Below are 16,660 nucleotides of genomic sequence, written 5' to 3'. Positions count from 1 at the left end.
TCAGACCCCCGGCGCCGCCGTCAGGACGCCCGCCGTGACGGCCGCGCCGAGGCCGGCGTGGCCGGTGGCGGTCTGGTCGGCGTAGGCGAGGGCGAAGTCGGCGACCGCGTGGTCGAAGGTGTCGGTGCCGCCCAGGTAGGCGGCGATGGCGATGCGGTCGCCGGGCGGTCGACGTCGGGCAGCCAGAAGGCGTGCGCCGAACGGGGGCCCGCTTGGGGGCTGCCTTGCCGCGGGCGGCACGGTCGGCGGGTGTGGTCGTCATACGACGCTCCCCTCGGTCGACTGCTCCCTCCTTGACCTGCTGATCGCAGTGAAAGGGAGGAGCGGGGGCGGCCGCATGCCGAGTCCGGCGGACAGGTGATTGTCAGTGGCATCGGGCAGGATGCGGTCAGGAGTCCACGGGGAGGTCGGCATGAGCGACGGGCGGCGGCACATCGGGGTGGCGGAGCGGCGTGCCCGGCTGGCGTTGCGCCACCGGCTGGCGGGCCCGGCGCGGGCGACGACGCCGGAGGAGGTCGCCGAGGCGCTGGTGGCGCTGCACGGCTCGGACCCGGCGACGGTGCACCTGGCGGTGGGGGCGCGGCTGGCCGAGGCGGCGAAGACCGTGCCGGAGACGGAGCGGGCCCTGTACGAGGACCGCACCCTGGTGCGGATGCACGGCATGCGGCACACGGTGTTCGTCTTTCCCGCGGACCTCACGGCGGTCGTCCACGCCTCGACGGGCCTGACGGTGGCCGCCCGCGAACGCGCCGCCCTGCTCAAGGACATGGCGCGGGCCGGTGCCCCGGACGCGGCCTGGCTCGCGGAGGTCGAGTCCTCGACGCTGGCCGAGCTGGCCCGGCTCGGCCAGGCGACGGCGACGGAGCTGGCGGCCGCCGAACCACGCCTGCGCGAACAGTTCGCGTACGCCGCGGGCAAGAGCTACGAGGGCATCCACACCGTCTCGACGCGTCTGCTGCGGGTCCTGGGGGTGGAGGGCAAGGTGGTGCGGGGCCGCCCGCTGGGCTCCTGGACGTCGAGCCAGTTCCGCTGGGCGGCGGCGCCGGACCATCCGGAGCTGGACCCGGCACGGGCCCAGGCGGTCCTGCTGAACCGCTGGCTGCACGCCTGCGGCCCGGCCACGGAGGCGGACCTCAAGTGGTGGACGGGGTGGCGGGTGACCGAGGTCCGCAGGGCGCTGACCGCGATCGGAGCCGAGCCGGTGACCCTGGACGAGGACGACACGGGGTACGTCACGGCCGGCGATCTGCCGGCGGTCACCGGGCCGTCCCGCCCCTGGGCGGCCCTCCTCCCCGCTCTCGACCCGACGGCCATGGCATGGCAGCGGCGGGACTGGTACCTGCCGCCGGAGCTGCGGCCGCTGCTCTTCGACAGAAGCGGCAACGTGGGGCCCACGGTGTGGTGGAACGGGCTGGTGGTGGGCGGCTGGGCGCAGCGCCGGGACGGAGAGATCGTCTGGCGGATCCCCGATCCGGGCATCCGCCGGGAGGCGGAGCAGGCGGTCGCGACGGAGGCGCAACGGCTGCGCGGCTGGGTGGGAGCCGCGAAGGTGACCCCACGATTCCGCACACCGCTGGAACGGGAGCTGAGCGGGTGAGCGGGCCCTGCGGGTGAGGTCCGGGGGGTGGGGACGCTTACCGGCGCTTGCAGGGTGCCTCCCCCGGCCGAAGGCTGGGGGAGGCACTGCGCGATCAGCCCCCACCGGCCCGCAGCCAGAACACAACGGCCGCACCCCGGAGGCGGGGGCCCGGGGGCGGCAGCCCCCGGTCGGACAAGCGCCGGGCGCCGCGCAGAACGCACGGCACCCGGCACCCCCGGCTCACCGCGAATATCGCATCAGCGCCCGCACCATGTGGCACGTCGTGTCCGACGGCGGGTGGATCCCGATGCTCTCCGCCGTGCTCCGTATCGTCTCGTTGCGCGCCTGCCCCGGCAGGTAGACGCCGGAGTCGAGCAGGGCGATGGCGAGGCGCATGGCCTTCAGGCGGCGGTTGTGGGTGACGTACCACTCGCGTGGCCGCCCGGCCGGCAGCGGGCGCTTCTCCGCCGGCGCGTACGGCGAGTCGAGCAGCACCGCACGCTTCGCGGTGGACTGGGTCGGCAGGGACTTCGGCTTCGGCTTCAGTGCGGCAGCGGGCACAGGCATCCTCCTGTCGCGGTCAGAGCGCCTCCGGACATCCCGGCGACTCTCTCGAACACTGCTTCCAGTGTACCGGCCGGCACTGACAACGAGACAGCCCACAAGGACAGCGAACAGCCAGGTGGAGCAGGGTTTTTCGGGTGGGGCGCGATGTGCCCGAGGGGCTCGCGCGACACCCCCTAAATTCGAACAGAGCGGCTCCGGAAGGCGGCTCGCGTACCGTTTCCCGCATGGAGATCTGGATCAACCCCGCCTGCTCGAAGTGCCGCAGCGCGATCGGCCTGCTCGACGCCGAGGGCGCCGACTACACCGTCCGCCGCTACCTGGAGGACGTACCGACCGAGGGCGAGATCAGGGCCGTCCTGGAACGGCTCGGGCTCGAACCGTGGGACATCACCCGCACCCAGGAGTCGGTCGCCAAGGAGCTGGGGCTGAAGGAGTGGGCGCGGGACGCGGGCGCGCGCGACCGGTGGATCGCCGCCCTCGCCGAGCACCCCAAGCTCATCCAGCGGCCGATCATCACCGCCGACGACGGCACGGCGGTCGTCGCCCGTACCGACGAGGCCGTACAGGAAGCGCTGATCAGAAGCAAGAGCTGAGCAGTCCTCAACTCCACTGTGACGCAAGTTACTTCCGTGACTCCTGTAACCGCTGAGTAACGACGTTCGGTATCTCGTACCTACCGGCGTACGTTCCCCCCTTTCAGGAGGCGCGCATGTCGCGTAGGAGAACTCTCGGAGCCAGGAAGTCGATCGCACTGCTGGTCGGCGCCGCAGCGGTGGCCGGCGGCGGGGCCTTCGTCCTGGCGTCCACCTCGAACGCCGCGCAGTCCTCGCAGAGCGCGAAGACACTGTCGTCGGCCGCGGACTCGACCGTCTGCTCGGGGCTGGCCACGGCCCTCGGCAACAACCAGAAGTTCATCGCCGGCCAGCAGGCGAACCCGGACGCCCAGTCGGCGGCCCGGATCGCCAACCGCCAGGCGGTCATCGAGCAGATCAAGGTCCAGCAGAAGGCGTCCGGTTGCGTCGTTGGGGAGTCGGCTCAGGGCTCCCAGGCGGCGAACGGGACGCAGACGGGCCAGACCGCCACGGCGGCCCCCTCGCAGAGCGCCGCCACCGGTGACACGGGCAACGCCGGGGGCGCCGCCGCCTCCGGGCAGCAGGTCTGCAAGGGCTCGACCGTCACGCTGTCCGGCGAGGCCGGTGCGCCGGCCGCCTCCAGCAACCAGTTCCCGGCGGGGACCACGCTGAAGGTCACCAACCTGGACAACAACAAGTCCACCACCGTGAAGGTCACGTCGGTCTCGGGCAGTTGCGTGCTGCTCAACAACGCGGCCTTCGAACAGGTCCGGGAGCCCGGCAAGTTCCTGATCCGCCGTGCGCTGATCGAGAAGGTCGGCTGACCGGGGCGACGGGTCGAGGCTCGGCTGCCGGCTTTCACGGAGGGAAAGCCGGCGGCCGCCACGAAGGGTCGGTACGGCGCCCGAATTGGGCTCCGTACCCCGCCCGCCCGGGTCTCACAACGTGAGTCGCACCACAGAACCACCAGGTAACACCGGGTTCACATTCGAGCAATGATCGGGAAATCGCCTGTTGACAGGCTTCCGGGCAACACCGAGGCGCCCCAGTGCCGTAGCGCCGCGGCACCCGCAAGTGCGCCCGACCCACCCCGAAGGATGTGGCCCGTGACCTTCAAGGCTGAGTACATCTGGATCGACGGCACCGAGCCGACGGCCAAGCTGCGTTCGAAGACGAAGATCATCGCGGGCGCCCCCGCCGGTCTCGACGCGCTGCCGATCTGGGGCTTCGACGGGTCCTCCACGAACCAGGCCGAGGGGCACTCCTCGGACCGTGTGCTGAAGCCGGTCTTCACCTGCCCGGACCCGATCCGCGGCGGCGACGACGTCCTCGTGCTGTGCGAGGTCCTGGACATCGACTTCACCCCGCACTCCTCCAACACGCGTGCCGCGCTGGTCGAGGTCGCCGAGAAGTTCGCCTCCCAGGAGCCGATCTTCGGCATCGAGCAGGAGTACACCTTCTTCGACGGGTCCCGTCCGCTGGGCTTCCCCGAGGGCGGCTTCCCGGCCCCGCAGGGCGGCTACTACTGCGGCGTCGGCGCCGACGAGATCTTCGGCCGCGAGATCGTCGAGGCGCACCTGGACAACTGCCTGAAGGCGGGGCTCGCGATCTCCGGCATCAACGCCGAGGTCATGCCCGGCCAGTGGGAGTTCCAGGTCGGCCCGGTCTCCCCGCTGGAGGTCTCCGACCACCTGTGGGTGGCCCGCTGGCTGCTCTACCGCACCGCCGAGGACTTCGGCGTCTCCGCCACCCTCGACCCGAAGCCGGTCAAGGGCGACTGGAACGGCGCCGGCGCGCACACCAACTTCTCCACCAAGGCGATGCGCGAGGGCTACGACGCGATCATCACCGCCTGCGAGTCGCTCGGTGAGGGCTCCAAGCCGCTCGACCACGTCAAGAACTACGGCGCCGGCATCGACGACCGTCTGACCGGTCTGCACGAGACCGCCCCGTGGAACGAGTACTCCTACGGCGTCTCCAACCGCGGTGCCTCGGTGCGTATCCCGTGGCAGGTCGAGAAGGACGGCAAGGGCTACATCGAGGACCGCCGCCCGAACGCCAACGTCGACCCGTACGTCGTGACGCGGCTGATCGTCGACACCTGCTGCACCGCCCTGGACAAGGCCGGCCAGGCCTGATCCGCGGACAACTCTCCCGAAGGGGCGCCCACCATGACGGTGGGCGCCCCTTCGGCATGGCGTCGTGCCGAGGAGTCGTGCCAAGAAGCGTCCAAGCAGTGAGAGGAGGGTCCTGTTTCCGGGCTGTGTCTGCTTCAATGGGCGCATGGCCAGCTTCCAGAAGTGCAGCGCGACGGGTCGCCAGGACCTCGAGCCGTTCTGGCCTTCCCGTCAGCACCACGACTTCGACCGGGTGTGTTGCCGCGCGACGAACGCGCGGGCCCTCTAAAGCCGTACACCCCGGCCTTCGGCCAGCGCGGAAAGCAGTACGTCCCCGCGGCGCGCCCGACCACGAATCGCGGCCGTCGCCCTCGACCGACTGACTCCTCGCGCGAAAGAGCTGACGTCTCATGGCGACCACCCGTTCCCTCTCCCCCGCCTCCGCCCTCGGCACCTCCTCGCCCGCCCGGCACCGGCTGCGTGCCGTCGACCGGGACGAGGTCGTGGACATGACGGAACTGCTGCCACCGGGCGCCACCTGGCTGCCCGCCCCGCAGCACGCCCTGCCCTCCCTGCCGGGCCAGCCGCCGATGATCGGCTACCTGGTGCTGGTCCCGGCGGACCAGCAGCCGCCCTTCCTGCCGGTCGCCGTGCCGGACCCGCAGGAGCCGGCCACGGACCCCGCCCCGGCCGCGACCGGCACCCGGCCGCTCGTCACCGTCGACACCGTGGAGCGCACCGCCCAGGTCGAGGGGCGTGAACTCGACCTCACCTACCTGGAGTTCGAGCTGCTCGCCCATCTGGTGGCGCATCCGGGCCGGGTGCACACCCGCGACCAGCTGGTCACCACGGTCTGGGGCTACGGCCACGTCGGCGACGGCCGCACGGTCGACGTCCATGTGGCCCGGCTGCGCCGCAAACTCGGCGCGGAGCACCGCCGGGCGATCCAGACGGTCCGGCGGGTGGGATACAAGTACACGCCGCCCACCGGCCGCTGACGGACTGCGGACCGGCCGCGAAGGGCCGCTCCGCCCTCGGCTGAACCCTCTTACGTCCGGCGTCCTCCCGGGGCACGATCAACGGCATGAGGCTTCTGGTGCTGGGCGGTACGGAGTTCGTGGGGCGGGCGGTCGTCGAGGCGGCGCTCGGGCGCGGCCGGGAGGTGACCGTCTTCCACCGGGGCAGCCGTCGGCCCCCGGCCGGGGTGCGGTCGCTGCACGGCGACCGCACCGCACCCGACGGCCTCGCCACGCTGGCGGACGGCACCGAGTGGGACGCGGTCGTCGACACCTGGTCGGCCGCGCCCCGGGCGGTGCGGGCGTCGGCACGGCTGCTGCGGGGCCGTGCCGGACGGTATACGTACGTGTCGAGCTGCTCGGTCTACGACTGGCCGCGCCCGGCCGACTACGCCGAGGACGCGGCCCTGGTGACGGGGGCCGCGGCGGACGCGGAGGCTACCGAGTACGCACAGGACAAGCTGGGCGGTGAGCTGGCCGCCGTGGAGTCCTTCGGCGCGGACGGCTCGGTGCTGGTGCGAGCCGGGCTGATCCTCGGGCCGTACGAGAACGTCGGCCGGCTGCCCTGGTGGCTGAACCGGATCGCGCGGGGCGGGCCGGTGCTGGCGCCGGGCCCGCGCGAACTGCCCGTGCAGTTCGTGGACGCCCGCGACCTCGCCGAGTGGACCCTCGGAGCGGTCGAACAGGGCCTGTCCGGGCCGTACAACCTGGTGAGCCCGCAGGGGCACGCCACGATGGGCGAGCTGCTCGAGGCGTGCCGCCGGAGCACCGGCTCGGACGCCGAGCTCCGGTGGACCGACCCTGAGGCGATCCTGGCGGCCGGGATCGAGCCATGGGTGCAGTTGCCGGTGTGGGTGCCGCCGGGCAGCGAGTTGCACGACGGTGTGCACCGGCTGGCCGTGTCACGGGCGGTGGCGACGGGGCTGCGGTGCCGGCCGGTGGAGGAGACGGTGGCGGACACGTGGAAGTGGCTCCAGGAGAGGGGCGGCGCGGCGGCGGTGCGGGCGGGTATGGGGCTCGACCCCGACGTCGAAGCGAGGGTGCTTGGAGTGGGGCGGATCGGGTCGTGATCAGGCCGCGGGCCGGTGGGGGTCGATCGCGCAGTTCCCCGCGCCCCTGAAGGGGCGCCAACCGGCAGCGCCCCGAAGGGGCGCGGGGAACTGCGCGACAAGCCACGACGGCGCCGCAGTCGACACACGGCATGTCGCGGGGTGTATCCAGCACCACCCCCTGACATGGGGCTTCAGGCCAGTGACCCCCGATCGGCCCGTCGGACAGACTGACGGCATGACGACGAACACGAACAGCGGGGGCTTCCGTGCCAGGACGCGGGAGGTGTTGCTCGCCGCCGTGCGGGGGCTGGTGCTGGCGCTGGTGATTCTGCCGGTCTCGGTGCTCTGCTTCGCGCTGGCCGCGGTCTCGGTCGCGCTGATCCCGATCGGGGTCGGGATCGTCACCACGCCGTGGATCCTGGGCGGGGTGCGGGACGTGGCGGACGTGCGGCGGCGGCTCGCGTACGAGTGGTGCGGGGTGCGGATCCGGTCGGCGTACCGGCCGGTCCCGGCGGACGCCAACCCGTGGGCCAGGACCTTCGGGATGCTGCGCGACCCGCAGGTCGGGCGGGACGTGCTGTGGCTGTTCACGGACATGACGGCCGGGTTCGTGACCGCGCTGCTGCCGGCGGTGCTGCTGTTCTATCCGTTCGAGGGGTTCGCGGTGGCCGCCGGGCTGTGGCGGGTGCTCACCCTCGATGGCACCTACTGGTACGGCTTCGTTCCGGTCACCAACCAGGCCACCGCGTTCGGCGCCGCGGCCACCGCCGCCGTGCTGCTCGTCGGCGCCTGGTACCTGTGCCCGCGGCTGCTGACCGCCCACTTCCGCCTCACCCGTGCCGTCCTCGACCCGGGGCAGGGCGAACTCGTCGAGCGGGTGCGGGTGCTGACCGAGACCCGGAAGGACGCGGTGGACACGTCGGCCGCCGAGCTGCGCCGGATCGAGCGGGACCTGCACGACGGGGCGCAGGCCCGGCTGGTCGCCATGGGCATGGACCTCGGGACGATCGAGATGCTCCTGGACAAGGACCCGGCGAAGGCGAAGGAGCTGCTCGCGCAGACCCGGCAGGCGTCCGTGGACGCGCTGGGCGAGCTGCGGGACCTGGTCCGGGGCATTCATCCGCCGGTGCTGGCCGAGCGCGGGCTCGGGGACGCCGTACGGGCGCTGGCGCTGCGGCTGCCGGTGCCGACCGAGGTGACGGTGGAGCTGCCGGGGCGGGCGGACGCGCCGGTGGAGTCGGCCGTGTACTTCGCGGTGAGCGAGGTGCTGACCAACGCGGTCAAGCACTCCGGTGCCGACCGGATCTGGGTCGACCTGCATCACGTAAAGGAAGGCGGCGGGATGCTGCGGGTCTCGGTCACGGACCACGGCCGGGGCGGCGCGGTGGTCGGGGCCGGGTCGGGGCTCGCCGGGGTGGAGCGGCGGCTGGGTACATTCGACGGCGTCCTGGCCGTCAGCAGCCCCGCGGGCGGTCCCACCATGGTCACGATGGAGATTCCGTGCGCGTTGTCCTAGCCGAGGACCTGTTCCTGCTCCGCGACGGACTGGTCCGGCTGCTGGAGGCCTACGGCTTCGAGATCGCGGCCGCCGTCGAGTCCGGCCCCGAACTCGACCGCGCGCTGGCCGATCTGGCGCCGGACGTGGCCGTGGTCGACGTACGGCTGCCGCCGACGCACACCGACGAGGGGCTGCAGTGCGCACTCCGGGCCCGGCGGGACCGGCCGGGGCTGCCGGTGCTGGTGCTCTCCCAGCACGTCGAGCAGCTGTACGCGCGCGAGCTGCTGGCCGACGGCAGCGGCGCGGTGGGGTACCTGCTGAAGGACCGGGTGTTCGACGCGGAGCAGTTCGTGGACGCCGTACGGCGGGTCGCGGCGGGCGGTACGGCCATGGACCCGCAGGTGATCCAGCAGCTGCTGTCCCGGCGGGCCGACGACCGGCCGCTGGGGGGCTTGACACCGCGGGAGCTGGAGGTCTTGGAGCTGATGGCGCAGGGCCGGTCCAACGCCGCGATCGCCGCTCAGCTCGTCGTCACGGAACGGGCCATCGCGAAGCACACCTCCAACATCTTCACCAAACTGGGACTCGAGGTGTCGGACGACGACAATCGGCGCGTCCTCGCGGTGCTCGCGTACCTGGACCGCGACCGGTGATTTTCCAGAAACCGCCCTGCTCAAACGGCAGTTGTGCCCCAAGTGCGTAACAAATCTCTGATGAATTTGTGAGGCGGCTGAACACGCCTGAGACGGGGTGCGTATGAAAGGACGCCGCTTCACTCCTGTCGGGCGCCTCGATGCCGCCCCGCAAGGAAGGTCTGAGGAGTTCCATGGGACGCAACATACGCAAACGCCGTTCGCCGCTGACCGTCAAGGTCATAGCCGCATCGGCGGCTGTCGCACTCGGCGGGGGCGGGCTGCTCTATGCGCAGATGAACGCTTCGGCTCACGAGTCGAACAACTCGGCGCAGAACTACACGAAGGCCGCCTCCGCGACGGTGGCGACCATCTCCTGCCCCGACGTCGGCCAGAAGCTGACGAGTGTGCCCGACAAGGCCAAGCAGGGGGTGGCGACGGAACTGGCGAACCTCGACAAGCAGATCACCGAGGCCTACTCCCGGCTCGCCTCCACCCGTCAGGCGCAGGCGAACGACGCCAACTTCGTCCAGAACGCGATCGTCGGCCCCTTGAAGGAGAAGCGGGCGGCCACGATCGACCGGATCAGGATCGACATCACGCGGGTCGGCGGCCAGTTCAACAGCGCGCTGTCGCAGCTCGCCGCCTGCACCACGCAGGCCGCCAACCAGACCACCGCCGGCCAGGGCAACAACAACGGTGGCCAGAACAACAACGGCGGCCAGAACAACAACAACGGCGGTCAGAACAACGGCGGCCAGGCCAGTGCCGCCCCGAGTGCCAGCGCCAGCACCCCGGTCGACGTCGGCGCCGGCGGCCAGGCCGGCAACGGCCCGTCCGCGGCCGACTTCGTGGACATCACCAAGGTCGCGGCGAACGTCCAGGGCAAGCCGCAGAACGGCGCCCAGGCCTCGACCGGTTCCTTCACCACCCGCTGCGGTACGAACCAGAACAAGAACCACAACACCGACAACGTCATCGTGGCGCCCGGCGTGACCAACGGCGCGCACCACGAGCACGACTACGTCGGCAACCAGAAGGTCAACGCGTTCTCCACGAACGACTCGCTGCTGGCCGCCCCCTCCAGCTGCCAGAACCAGAGTGACCTCTCGGCGTACTACTGGCCGGTCGTGCGTGAGCAGGACGGCTCGCAGGAGTTCGACGCGAACGCGCTCGGCGGTGGCAAGGAAGGCAACGTCGGCAAGATCATCACGCCGGTCCAGGCGCAGATCAAGTACGTCGGCAGCCCGGCCAGCAAGGTCGTCGCGATGCCCCAGTTCCTGCGCATCATCACCGGTGACGCCAAGACCACCACGAACGGTCTGGCCAACGCCAACGCGCACTGGAGCTGCACCGGCTTCGAGAACAAGGTCCAGCTGACCGAGCAGTACCCGATCTGCCCGAAGGGCAGCCAGGTGGTGCGTACGTTCGCCTTCCAGAGCTGCTGGGACGGCGTGAACATCGACAGCGCCAACCACCGTACGCACGTGGCCTTCGCGGACCCCGCGAGCGGTGTCTGCCCGAACGGCTTCAAGGCGATCCCGCAGCTGACCATGCGCCTGGTGTACAACCTGGCCCAGCCGAGCATCGTGAACGGCCAGGTCAAGAACGCCTACGCCGTGGACGGTTTCCCCGAGCAGCTGCACAAGGCGGCCACCGACCACGACGACTTCATCAGCGTCACCAAGAACAACCTGGCGGCGAAGATCGCCAACTGCGTCAACACCGGCCGCAAGTGCCAGTGAGCAGTGGCTAGCCGGCCGCACCGGGGCCGGCAGCACGAAGCGGGCGGTGGGATTCTCCCACCGCCCGCTCTCGTATGTGCCGTTCGGATCGCGAAGCTCAGCTGGTGTGCTTGCTGTGGTCGACGCCGATCTCCTCCTCGCCGCCCAGCGTGGTCTGCAGCGCCTTCACCACCTTGTCGGTGCCGACGGCGACCCACTTGCGGCCGACGAGGTAGAAACCGCCGTAGTCCTTCGCGTCGTTGATCCACTCGCGCTGGCCGCGGTCGGTGGCGAAGGTGGCGAAGACGAACTTGCCGGCGGGGACCTTGCAGATCGCCTGGCGGACCTCGTCGGAGTCGATCTGCATGTCCGGGGTGCACTTCACCTTGGCGGCCAGGCTCTCCAGGCTGCCGGTCGCGGTGACCGGGATCTTCGCCTCCGCCTTGCCGTCTCCGGATCCACAGCCCGCCAGCGCCAGTACGGCCACGGCGCCGGCCACGGCGAGCATCGGTCGGGTCAACCTCATCTGTTCCTCCGGTCGCGTTGCCGGCCCCGGGTGCCTTCAGGGGGCCCGTCCCCTTCGATACGGCTGCGGGCCGCGAAGCACTCACATCGGCTCACATCGCACGGACACCGCAGTGTCACCCGGGTGGCGGTGACCAACCAACGGCTCGCTCGTTCTTCAGGACGTGCAGTCACAGGATGTAGCCCAGCGTCACGCAGCCGCCTCCGCCGGAGCCCCGCATCCGGCCGTCGATGTCGAGCAGGCCGAGGCCGCGCTCGTCGAGCACTACCCACGACTGGTCCGGCTCGCCCACCTGGTGCTGCCACCGGGGCTCGCCCGCGGCCGCCGCGTCCTGACCGCGCACTCCCTGGTCCAGCGGGCGCTCCCGCGGGGCCGGAAGCAGGTCCCGGTGGTCCCGGCCCAGTCGAACGGACGGCAGACCGACCCCGGGTACGCCCTGGTCCGCCTCGAAGTGGTGCGTACGGCGCTGGAGGCGGGCCGGCCGCTCCGGCTCACCGCGTGGCCCAGGCGCGCCCAGCTGCCACCGCTGCTCCCCCAGGTGTGGGGCCTGCGGCTCTTCCCGCGCTCCGGCGGCGCCGACGAACTCGCCCTGGACCAGCGACTCGCCGGCCTCTCCGGCCCGGCCCGCGCCGCCTACGCGCTGCGCGGCCTCGAACAGCTCCCCGACGACGACGTCCGGGGGCTCCTGGGGGCGGCCGGCGTCGAGCACCCCGAGGGCGCGCTCGCCGAGGCGAACGGCGTCCCGGCCGAGTACCCGCTGCTCGACTCCCCCGAGTTCGACCCCTGTTCCCTGCAGGCCCGGCCCACCGACCTGGTGCGCCGCCGCCGGCACACCAAGGCCGCCCTCGCCGCCGCCGCCGCCCTCGCCGTGTGTGGGGCGCTGGTCGCGCTGCCGGGCGGCGGCTGGGGCGCCGACGGCGCGGCCGCCCCGGTGTACGCGCAGAACCCGGCCGCCCAGGCCGCCCTGGACCCGGCTCAGCTGACGAAGGTCCCGGCCACCGTCTGGAGGACCGCCGCGCGCACCGACTTCTCCGTCTGGCCGGCCCGCGGCGCCCTCACCGGCGACACCGCGCTGCTGCGCCGCGCCCTCGCCGTCTGGGCCCGCCCCGGCGACACCGTCCGCGTCTCGGCGACCCCCGGCACCCAGACCGGCGGCCCGGCCGGACCGCCCCAGCTGCTGTACGCGGGGGTGGTCGACAGCGCCCGGGTGGTGATCTTCTACGACGGTCTGCGCATCGCCCGCTACGCCGAACCGAAGGACAGCACCCGGGGCGCGGCCCTGGACTTCGCCCGTGCCGACGGCGCGACCGGCGTGGAGGCGAGCGCCCTGGTCCTGGGCCGCTCCGACGGCAACGTGCGCTATCTGACCGCCCCCTGGGTCACCGAGGCGGCCGAGCGGGACCTGACCAAGCCGGAGACCGGCGCGCTGGACCTCGGGCTGACCGACGGGGTGACCGGGCCGCTGGCCAGCCCCGCGGTGCAGCAGGGGACGTGCACGTCCTGGAACGTGCTCCAGCTGACCGACGCCCAGGGTGTGCACCTCGCGACCGACCTGGGCGAACTGATGCCGGCCCGGCTCACCGCCGGGCGGCCCGGCAAGACCGGCGAGGCCTCGGGGCCGGCGGCGCTGGACGACTGGGCGCCGTTCGCCTGCTCGCTGGCCGCGGAGCGGTCGGCCGGGGTGCGCAGTGTCAACGCGTGGGCGTTCGCGGAGCAGCAGCTGCCGGACGCCGGTGGCACCGGGACGTGGGTGTGCACGCGCGCCGAGACCTGGCGGGGCGACGGGACCGTGTCGCTGGCCCAGTTCCGGACGCCGGGCAGCCGGTACGGGGCGGTCGCGGCCAAGGGCGCCGACGTGACGGCCTGCGGTCCGCGCGATCCGCACGTGCTGGCCGGGGTGTTGTGGAAGTCCGGGGACGGCCGGTGGTACCTGTTGGCCGCGGGCGGCCGCGACACCGCGTCGATCCGGGCGACCGGCGGGGTCACGGCGTCGGCGCAGGAGCAGACGATGGTGGCGGAGGCGAAGCAAGGGGCGCAGGCCCAGTTGACGGGGACCTTGGAGGACGGGCGGGAGATCAGCGGGTTGCGGTGAGCCGGTGCCGCCACAGCCCTTGCTGACACTCGCGTAAACAAGGTGGCCGAAGGTCTTCTCAGGCCACCTACCCGTCAGTACATTGACGGCATGTCCAACAAGCAGCCGCAGCCGGTGCAGTCCGAGCACATCGAGCTCAAGGCCCGCAACGTCTCCTTCGCCTGGGAGGACACCCCTCTGCACTGGGTGCCCGGCGACCCCTTCGCCACGCACACCATCAACGTGCTGCACATGCTGCTGCCCGCCGGCGAGCGCTGGTTCGTGCACGTCTACAAGCAGGTGCTGCCCCTCATCCGCGACGAGCGGCTGCGCGCGGACGTCATCGGGTTCATCGGGCAGGAGGCGATGCACTCCCAGGCCCACGACGAGGTGCTGCCCCACCTCAGGGAACAGGGTCTCGACCCGACGCCGTACACCGCGCAGGTCGACTGGTTCTTCGAGAAGCTGCTCGGCGACCGGACCCTGCCGCCCGGGAGGGCCAGGCGCTGGTGGCTGCTCGAACGGGTCGCGCTGATCGCGGCCATCGAGCACTACACCGCCTTCCTCGGCGACTGGGTGCTGAACGCCCGGGAACTGGACCGGCGCGGCGCCGACCCGACGATGCTGGACCTGCTGCGCTGGCACGGCGCCGAGGAGGTCGAGCACCGGTCGGTCGCCTTCGACCTGTTCCTGCACCTCGACGGCGGCTACCGGCGCCGGGTGCGGACCTGGGCGACGGCGTTCACGGCGATCGTGTTCCTGTGGCAGCGCGGCGCCCGCTTCTTCATGGCGAACGACCCGACGCTCGACGAAGGCCGGGCCCGGCTCCGGGACTTCCGTCTCGCCGGCCGGCGCGGCACGCTGCCCGCCACCGGAGACATGCTGAAGTCGATCCCGCGCTACCTCAGCCGGACCTACCACCCCTCCCAGGAAGGCTCCACCGAGCAGGCCGTCGCCTACCTGGCCTCCTCCCCCGCCGCGCGCGCCGCCGAGCAGGAGGGCAGGCGATGACGCCGAGGCTGCGGACCGTCGTCGCCGTAGCGGGCGCCGCGCTGCTCATCAGGCGGGCCCTGCGCCGCCGTGTCGAGGCCTCCCCGCTGTGGCCGATGCCGGCCCTGGACCCCCCGACCTCCGGACAGCCGCGCTCCCGGGCGCTGCGGCTCCTGGTCGCCTCGCGCCGGACGGTCGCCGACGGGGTCGTGCAACTGCGCCTGGAGGGCAGGCAGTTGCCCGCCTGGCAGCCCGGCGCCCATCTCGACGTGGTGCTGCCGTCCGGGCTGGTCCGGCAGTACTCGCTCTGCGGGGACCCGGCCGACACCTCGTCGTACACGGTCGCCGCCCGGCTGGTCGCGGACGGGCGGGGCGGCTCCCGGGAGCTCCACGAACAGGTCGTGGAGGGCATGGAGCTGGAGGTGCGCGGGCCGCGCAACCGCTTCCCGCTGGTCGACGCCGCCTCGTACGTGTTCGTGGCCGGGGGCATCGGGATCACGCCGATCCTGTCGATGGTGCGGGCCGTGCCGGACGGGGTGGCGTGGCGGCTGCTGTACTGCGGGCGGACGCGCGGGTCCATGCCGTTCCTGGCGGAACTGGCCGGGGACGAGCGGGTCACGGTCGTCTCGGAGGACGAGGACGGGCGCCCGGACCTCGACGCGCTGGCCGTCCCGGAGGGCGCGGCGGTGTACTGCTGCGGTCCGGAGGGGCTGATGGCGGCGGTGGCGGAGCGGTTCCCGGCGGTCCGGCTCGAACGTTTCGCGCCGAGCAGCGACATCGGCGGCGACCACGCCTTCGAACTCGAACTCCGGCGCAGCCGACGGACGTTGACGGTCCCGGCCGACTCGTCCGTGCTGGCCGCGGTACGTGCGGAGCTGCCCGACACGCCGTACTCCTGCGCACAGGGGTTCTGCGGGACCTGTCAACAGCGGGTGCTGGAAGGGGAAGTGGAGCACCGGGACGAGCTCCTCACGGACACGGAGCGTGCCGGCTCGATGCTCATCTGTGTATCTCGGGCCCGAAGTGGGAGACTTGTGCTGGATCTGTGAGCGCCTGTGAAGGGTCGGGTCCGTGGAAGGCCGGATCCGATCGGTAAGGTGTTCGCATGACAACCGGGGTACGCCGCAGGATGGGAGTCGAGGAGCGGCGGCAGCAGTTGATCGGCGTCGCCCTCGAACTGTTCAGCCGTCGCTCGCCGGACGAGGTCTCGATCGACGAGATAGCCTCGGCCGCGGGCATCTCGCGGCCGCTGGTCTACCACTACTTCCCCGGCAAACTCAGCCTGTACGAGGCCGCGTTGAAGCGGGCCTCGGAGGATCTCGCGGGCCGTTTCCACGAGCCGCATGAGGGCCCGCTCGGGGCCAGGCTGCTGCGTGTGATGCGCCGGTTCTTCGACTTCGTCGACGAACACGGGCCCGGTTTCGCCGCGTTGATGCGCGGCGGCCCCGCGGTCGGTTCCTCGGCGACCAACGCCCTCATCGACTCCGTACGGCAGGCAGCCTACGAGCAGATCCTCTCCCACCTCGACGTCACCGAGGCGCCGCCCCGCCTGGAACTGGTCATCCGCTCCTGGATCTCGCTCGCCGAGTCGACCGCGCTGATCTGGCTGGACGGGCGGCGCATCCCGCGTGCCGAGCTGGAGATCCAGCTCGTCCACGACTTCGCGGCGCTGACCGCCGTGAGCGCGGCGTACGACGAGGAGATGACGGCGCTGGTGAAGCGGATGGTGCAAGGGGAGTCCACCGACGGCCCGTTCGCCGACCTGGCCGCCCGACTGATCGCCCTGGCGGGCTAGCCCCCCGGTCCGGCTGCGGCGCCGTGGGGGCCGGTCGCGCAGTTCCCCGCGCCCCTTCGGGGCGCGGTCCGGCAGCGCCCCGAAGGGGCGCGGGGAACTGCGCGAGCAACCACGACGGCGCGACAGCCGGACAACCGGCAGACGCAGACCTAGCTCTCGTACTTCCGGTACGAAGGATCCAGGTCCCGCACCTCCGCCGACGCGTGCAGGACGAACCCCTCCGGCTTCAGGTGCTCCCGCAGCAGCTCCAGGGTCGTCTCGGTGAGCTTCGCCTTCGTCTCGTCGGTGCGGCCGGCCAGCAGGCCGAAGGTCACGTGGACGATGACGTGCGCCCCGTCGGCGTCGTAGCCGAAGGCGGTCTCGTCGGCGGCGCGGAACAGGGTCTTGCAGGCCTCGGGCCTGGCCGCGGCGATCTCGACCACGGCGGTGTGCAGGGCCCGGGCGAAGCCCGCCTTGTCGAAGGCGGGGCCCGCCGTGGCGGTGTAGTCGATGGTGATCTGCGGCATGAGCACTCCTGTTCT

At 72.0% G+C, this 16,660-nt stretch carries 16 protein-coding genes and 1 pseudogene; 13 read left to right on the top strand and 4 right to left on the bottom strand.

The window, feature by feature from the left end:
* Positions 1 to 192: pseudogene (locus tag ACFY6U_RS14025) on the bottom strand (DUF2252 family protein); the annotation flags it as partial.
* 220 nt (positions 193 to 412) lie between these two features.
* Between ACFY6U_RS14025 and ACFY6U_RS14020 the strand changes: the two are divergent.
* Positions 413 to 1,597 carry a winged helix DNA-binding domain-containing protein gene (locus ACFY6U_RS14020; RefSeq protein WP_390037906.1) on the top strand — a complete coding sequence of 395 codons (1,185 nt, stop codon included), beginning with the start codon at positions 413 to 415 and terminating at the stop codon, positions 1,595 to 1,597.
* A 222-nt stretch (positions 1,598 to 1,819) separates the two neighbouring features.
* On the opposite strand, the gene ACFY6U_RS14015 is transcribed toward ACFY6U_RS14020, so the two are convergent.
* On the bottom strand, positions 1,820 to 2,140 hold the full coding sequence (locus ACFY6U_RS14015) for a hypothetical protein (protein ID WP_293991212.1): 321 nt from the start codon (positions 2,138 to 2,140) through the stop codon (positions 1,820 to 1,822).
* Positions 2,141 to 2,370: 230 nt separating this feature from the next.
* Between ACFY6U_RS14015 and ACFY6U_RS14010 the strand changes: the two genes are divergently transcribed.
* From ACFY6U_RS14010 to ACFY6U_RS13975, 8 genes are all read left to right on the top strand, one after another.
* On the top strand, positions 2,371 to 2,739 hold the full coding sequence (locus tag ACFY6U_RS14010) for an arsenate reductase family protein (protein ID WP_390037904.1): 369 nt from the start codon (positions 2,371 to 2,373) through the stop codon (positions 2,737 to 2,739).
* A 116-nt stretch (positions 2,740 to 2,855) separates the two neighbouring features.
* Positions 2,856 to 3,542, top strand: coding sequence for a hypothetical protein (locus ACFY6U_RS14005; protein WP_390037902.1), 687 nt, complete (start codon positions 2,856 to 2,858; stop codon positions 3,540 to 3,542).
* 282 nt (positions 3,543 to 3,824) lie between these two features.
* The gene (glnII, locus tag ACFY6U_RS14000) at positions 3,825 to 4,856 is read left to right on the top strand and encodes a glutamine synthetase (protein ID WP_390037900.1); all 1,032 of its coding nucleotides are present in this window, start codon (positions 3,825 to 3,827) and stop codon (positions 4,854 to 4,856) included.
* A 389-nt stretch (positions 4,857 to 5,245) separates the two neighbouring features.
* Positions 5,246 to 5,833, top strand: a complete 588-nt coding sequence (locus ACFY6U_RS13995) for a winged helix-turn-helix domain-containing protein (protein ID WP_390037898.1) — start codon at positions 5,246 to 5,248, stop codon at positions 5,831 to 5,833.
* Positions 5,834 to 5,919: 86 nt separating this feature from the next.
* A complete protein-coding gene (locus tag ACFY6U_RS13990; RefSeq protein WP_390037896.1) occupies positions 5,920 to 6,921 on the top strand; it encodes an NAD-dependent epimerase/dehydratase family protein in 1,002 nt (333 codons plus the stop codon).
* 217 nt (positions 6,922 to 7,138) lie between these two features.
* Positions 7,139 to 8,419, top strand: coding sequence for a sensor histidine kinase (locus ACFY6U_RS13985; RefSeq protein WP_390037894.1), 1,281 nt, complete (start codon positions 7,139 to 7,141; stop codon positions 8,417 to 8,419).
* Complete coding sequence (locus tag ACFY6U_RS13980) at positions 8,404 to 9,054, top strand: LuxR C-terminal-related transcriptional regulator (protein WP_390037892.1); 651 nt, start codon at positions 8,404 to 8,406, stop codon at positions 9,052 to 9,054. Before ACFY6U_RS13985 ends, ACFY6U_RS13980 begins: the two co-directional genes overlap by 16 nt.
* Positions 9,055 to 9,227: 173 nt before the next feature.
* Positions 9,228 to 10,778, top strand: coding sequence for a DUF1996 domain-containing protein (locus ACFY6U_RS13975; RefSeq protein WP_390037890.1), 1,551 nt, complete (start codon positions 9,228 to 9,230; stop codon positions 10,776 to 10,778).
* Positions 10,779 to 10,875: 97 nt separating this feature from the next.
* On the opposite strand, the gene ACFY6U_RS13970 is transcribed toward ACFY6U_RS13975, so the two are convergent.
* A complete protein-coding gene (locus tag ACFY6U_RS13970; protein ID WP_293991191.1) occupies positions 10,876 to 11,283 on the bottom strand; it encodes a hypothetical protein in 408 nt (135 codons plus the stop codon).
* Positions 11,284 to 11,446: 163 nt separating this feature from the next.
* Here ACFY6U_RS13970 and ACFY6U_RS13965 point away from each other — a divergent pair, with 163 nt between their 5' ends.
* The 4 genes from ACFY6U_RS13965 (at position 11,447) to ACFY6U_RS13950 (ending at position 16,139) form a co-directional block, all read left to right on the top strand.
* Positions 11,447 to 13,375, top strand: coding sequence for a hypothetical protein (locus ACFY6U_RS13965; RefSeq protein WP_390037888.1), 1,929 nt, complete (start codon positions 11,447 to 11,449; stop codon positions 13,373 to 13,375).
* 90 nt (positions 13,376 to 13,465) lie between these two features.
* Positions 13,466 to 14,365 (top strand): metal-dependent hydrolase, encoded by a 900-nt coding sequence (locus ACFY6U_RS13960; RefSeq protein WP_390037886.1) that lies wholly within the window; start codon positions 13,466 to 13,468, stop codon positions 14,363 to 14,365.
* Complete coding sequence (locus tag ACFY6U_RS13955; protein ID WP_390037885.1) at positions 14,362 to 15,393, top strand: PDR/VanB family oxidoreductase; 1,032 nt, start codon at positions 14,362 to 14,364, stop codon at positions 15,391 to 15,393. The genes ACFY6U_RS13960 and ACFY6U_RS13955 overlap by 4 nt, the downstream gene beginning before the upstream one ends.
* A 56-nt stretch (positions 15,394 to 15,449) precedes the next feature.
* Positions 15,450 to 16,139: a TetR/AcrR family transcriptional regulator gene (locus ACFY6U_RS13950; protein ID WP_390037883.1), complete on the top strand. Its 690-nt coding sequence runs from the start codon at positions 15,450 to 15,452 to the stop codon at positions 16,137 to 16,139.
* 149 nt (positions 16,140 to 16,288) lie between these two features.
* Here the strand turns inward: ACFY6U_RS13950 and ACFY6U_RS13945 are convergent, their stop codons facing one another.
* Positions 16,289 to 16,645, bottom strand: a complete 357-nt coding sequence (locus ACFY6U_RS13945; protein WP_390037881.1) for a 5-carboxymethyl-2-hydroxymuconate Delta-isomerase — start codon at positions 16,643 to 16,645, stop codon at positions 16,289 to 16,291.
* Between the last annotated feature and the right edge of the window lie 15 nt (positions 16,646 to 16,660).

This window comes from Streptomyces sp. NPDC013157, from assembly GCF_042899865.1.
In the GTDB taxonomy this organism is placed as follows: domain Bacteria; phylum Actinomycetota; class Actinomycetes; order Streptomycetales; family Streptomycetaceae; genus Streptomyces.
Note: the sequence above shows the minus strand (reverse complement) of the source record. Positions and strands in the feature narration are given on the sequence as shown.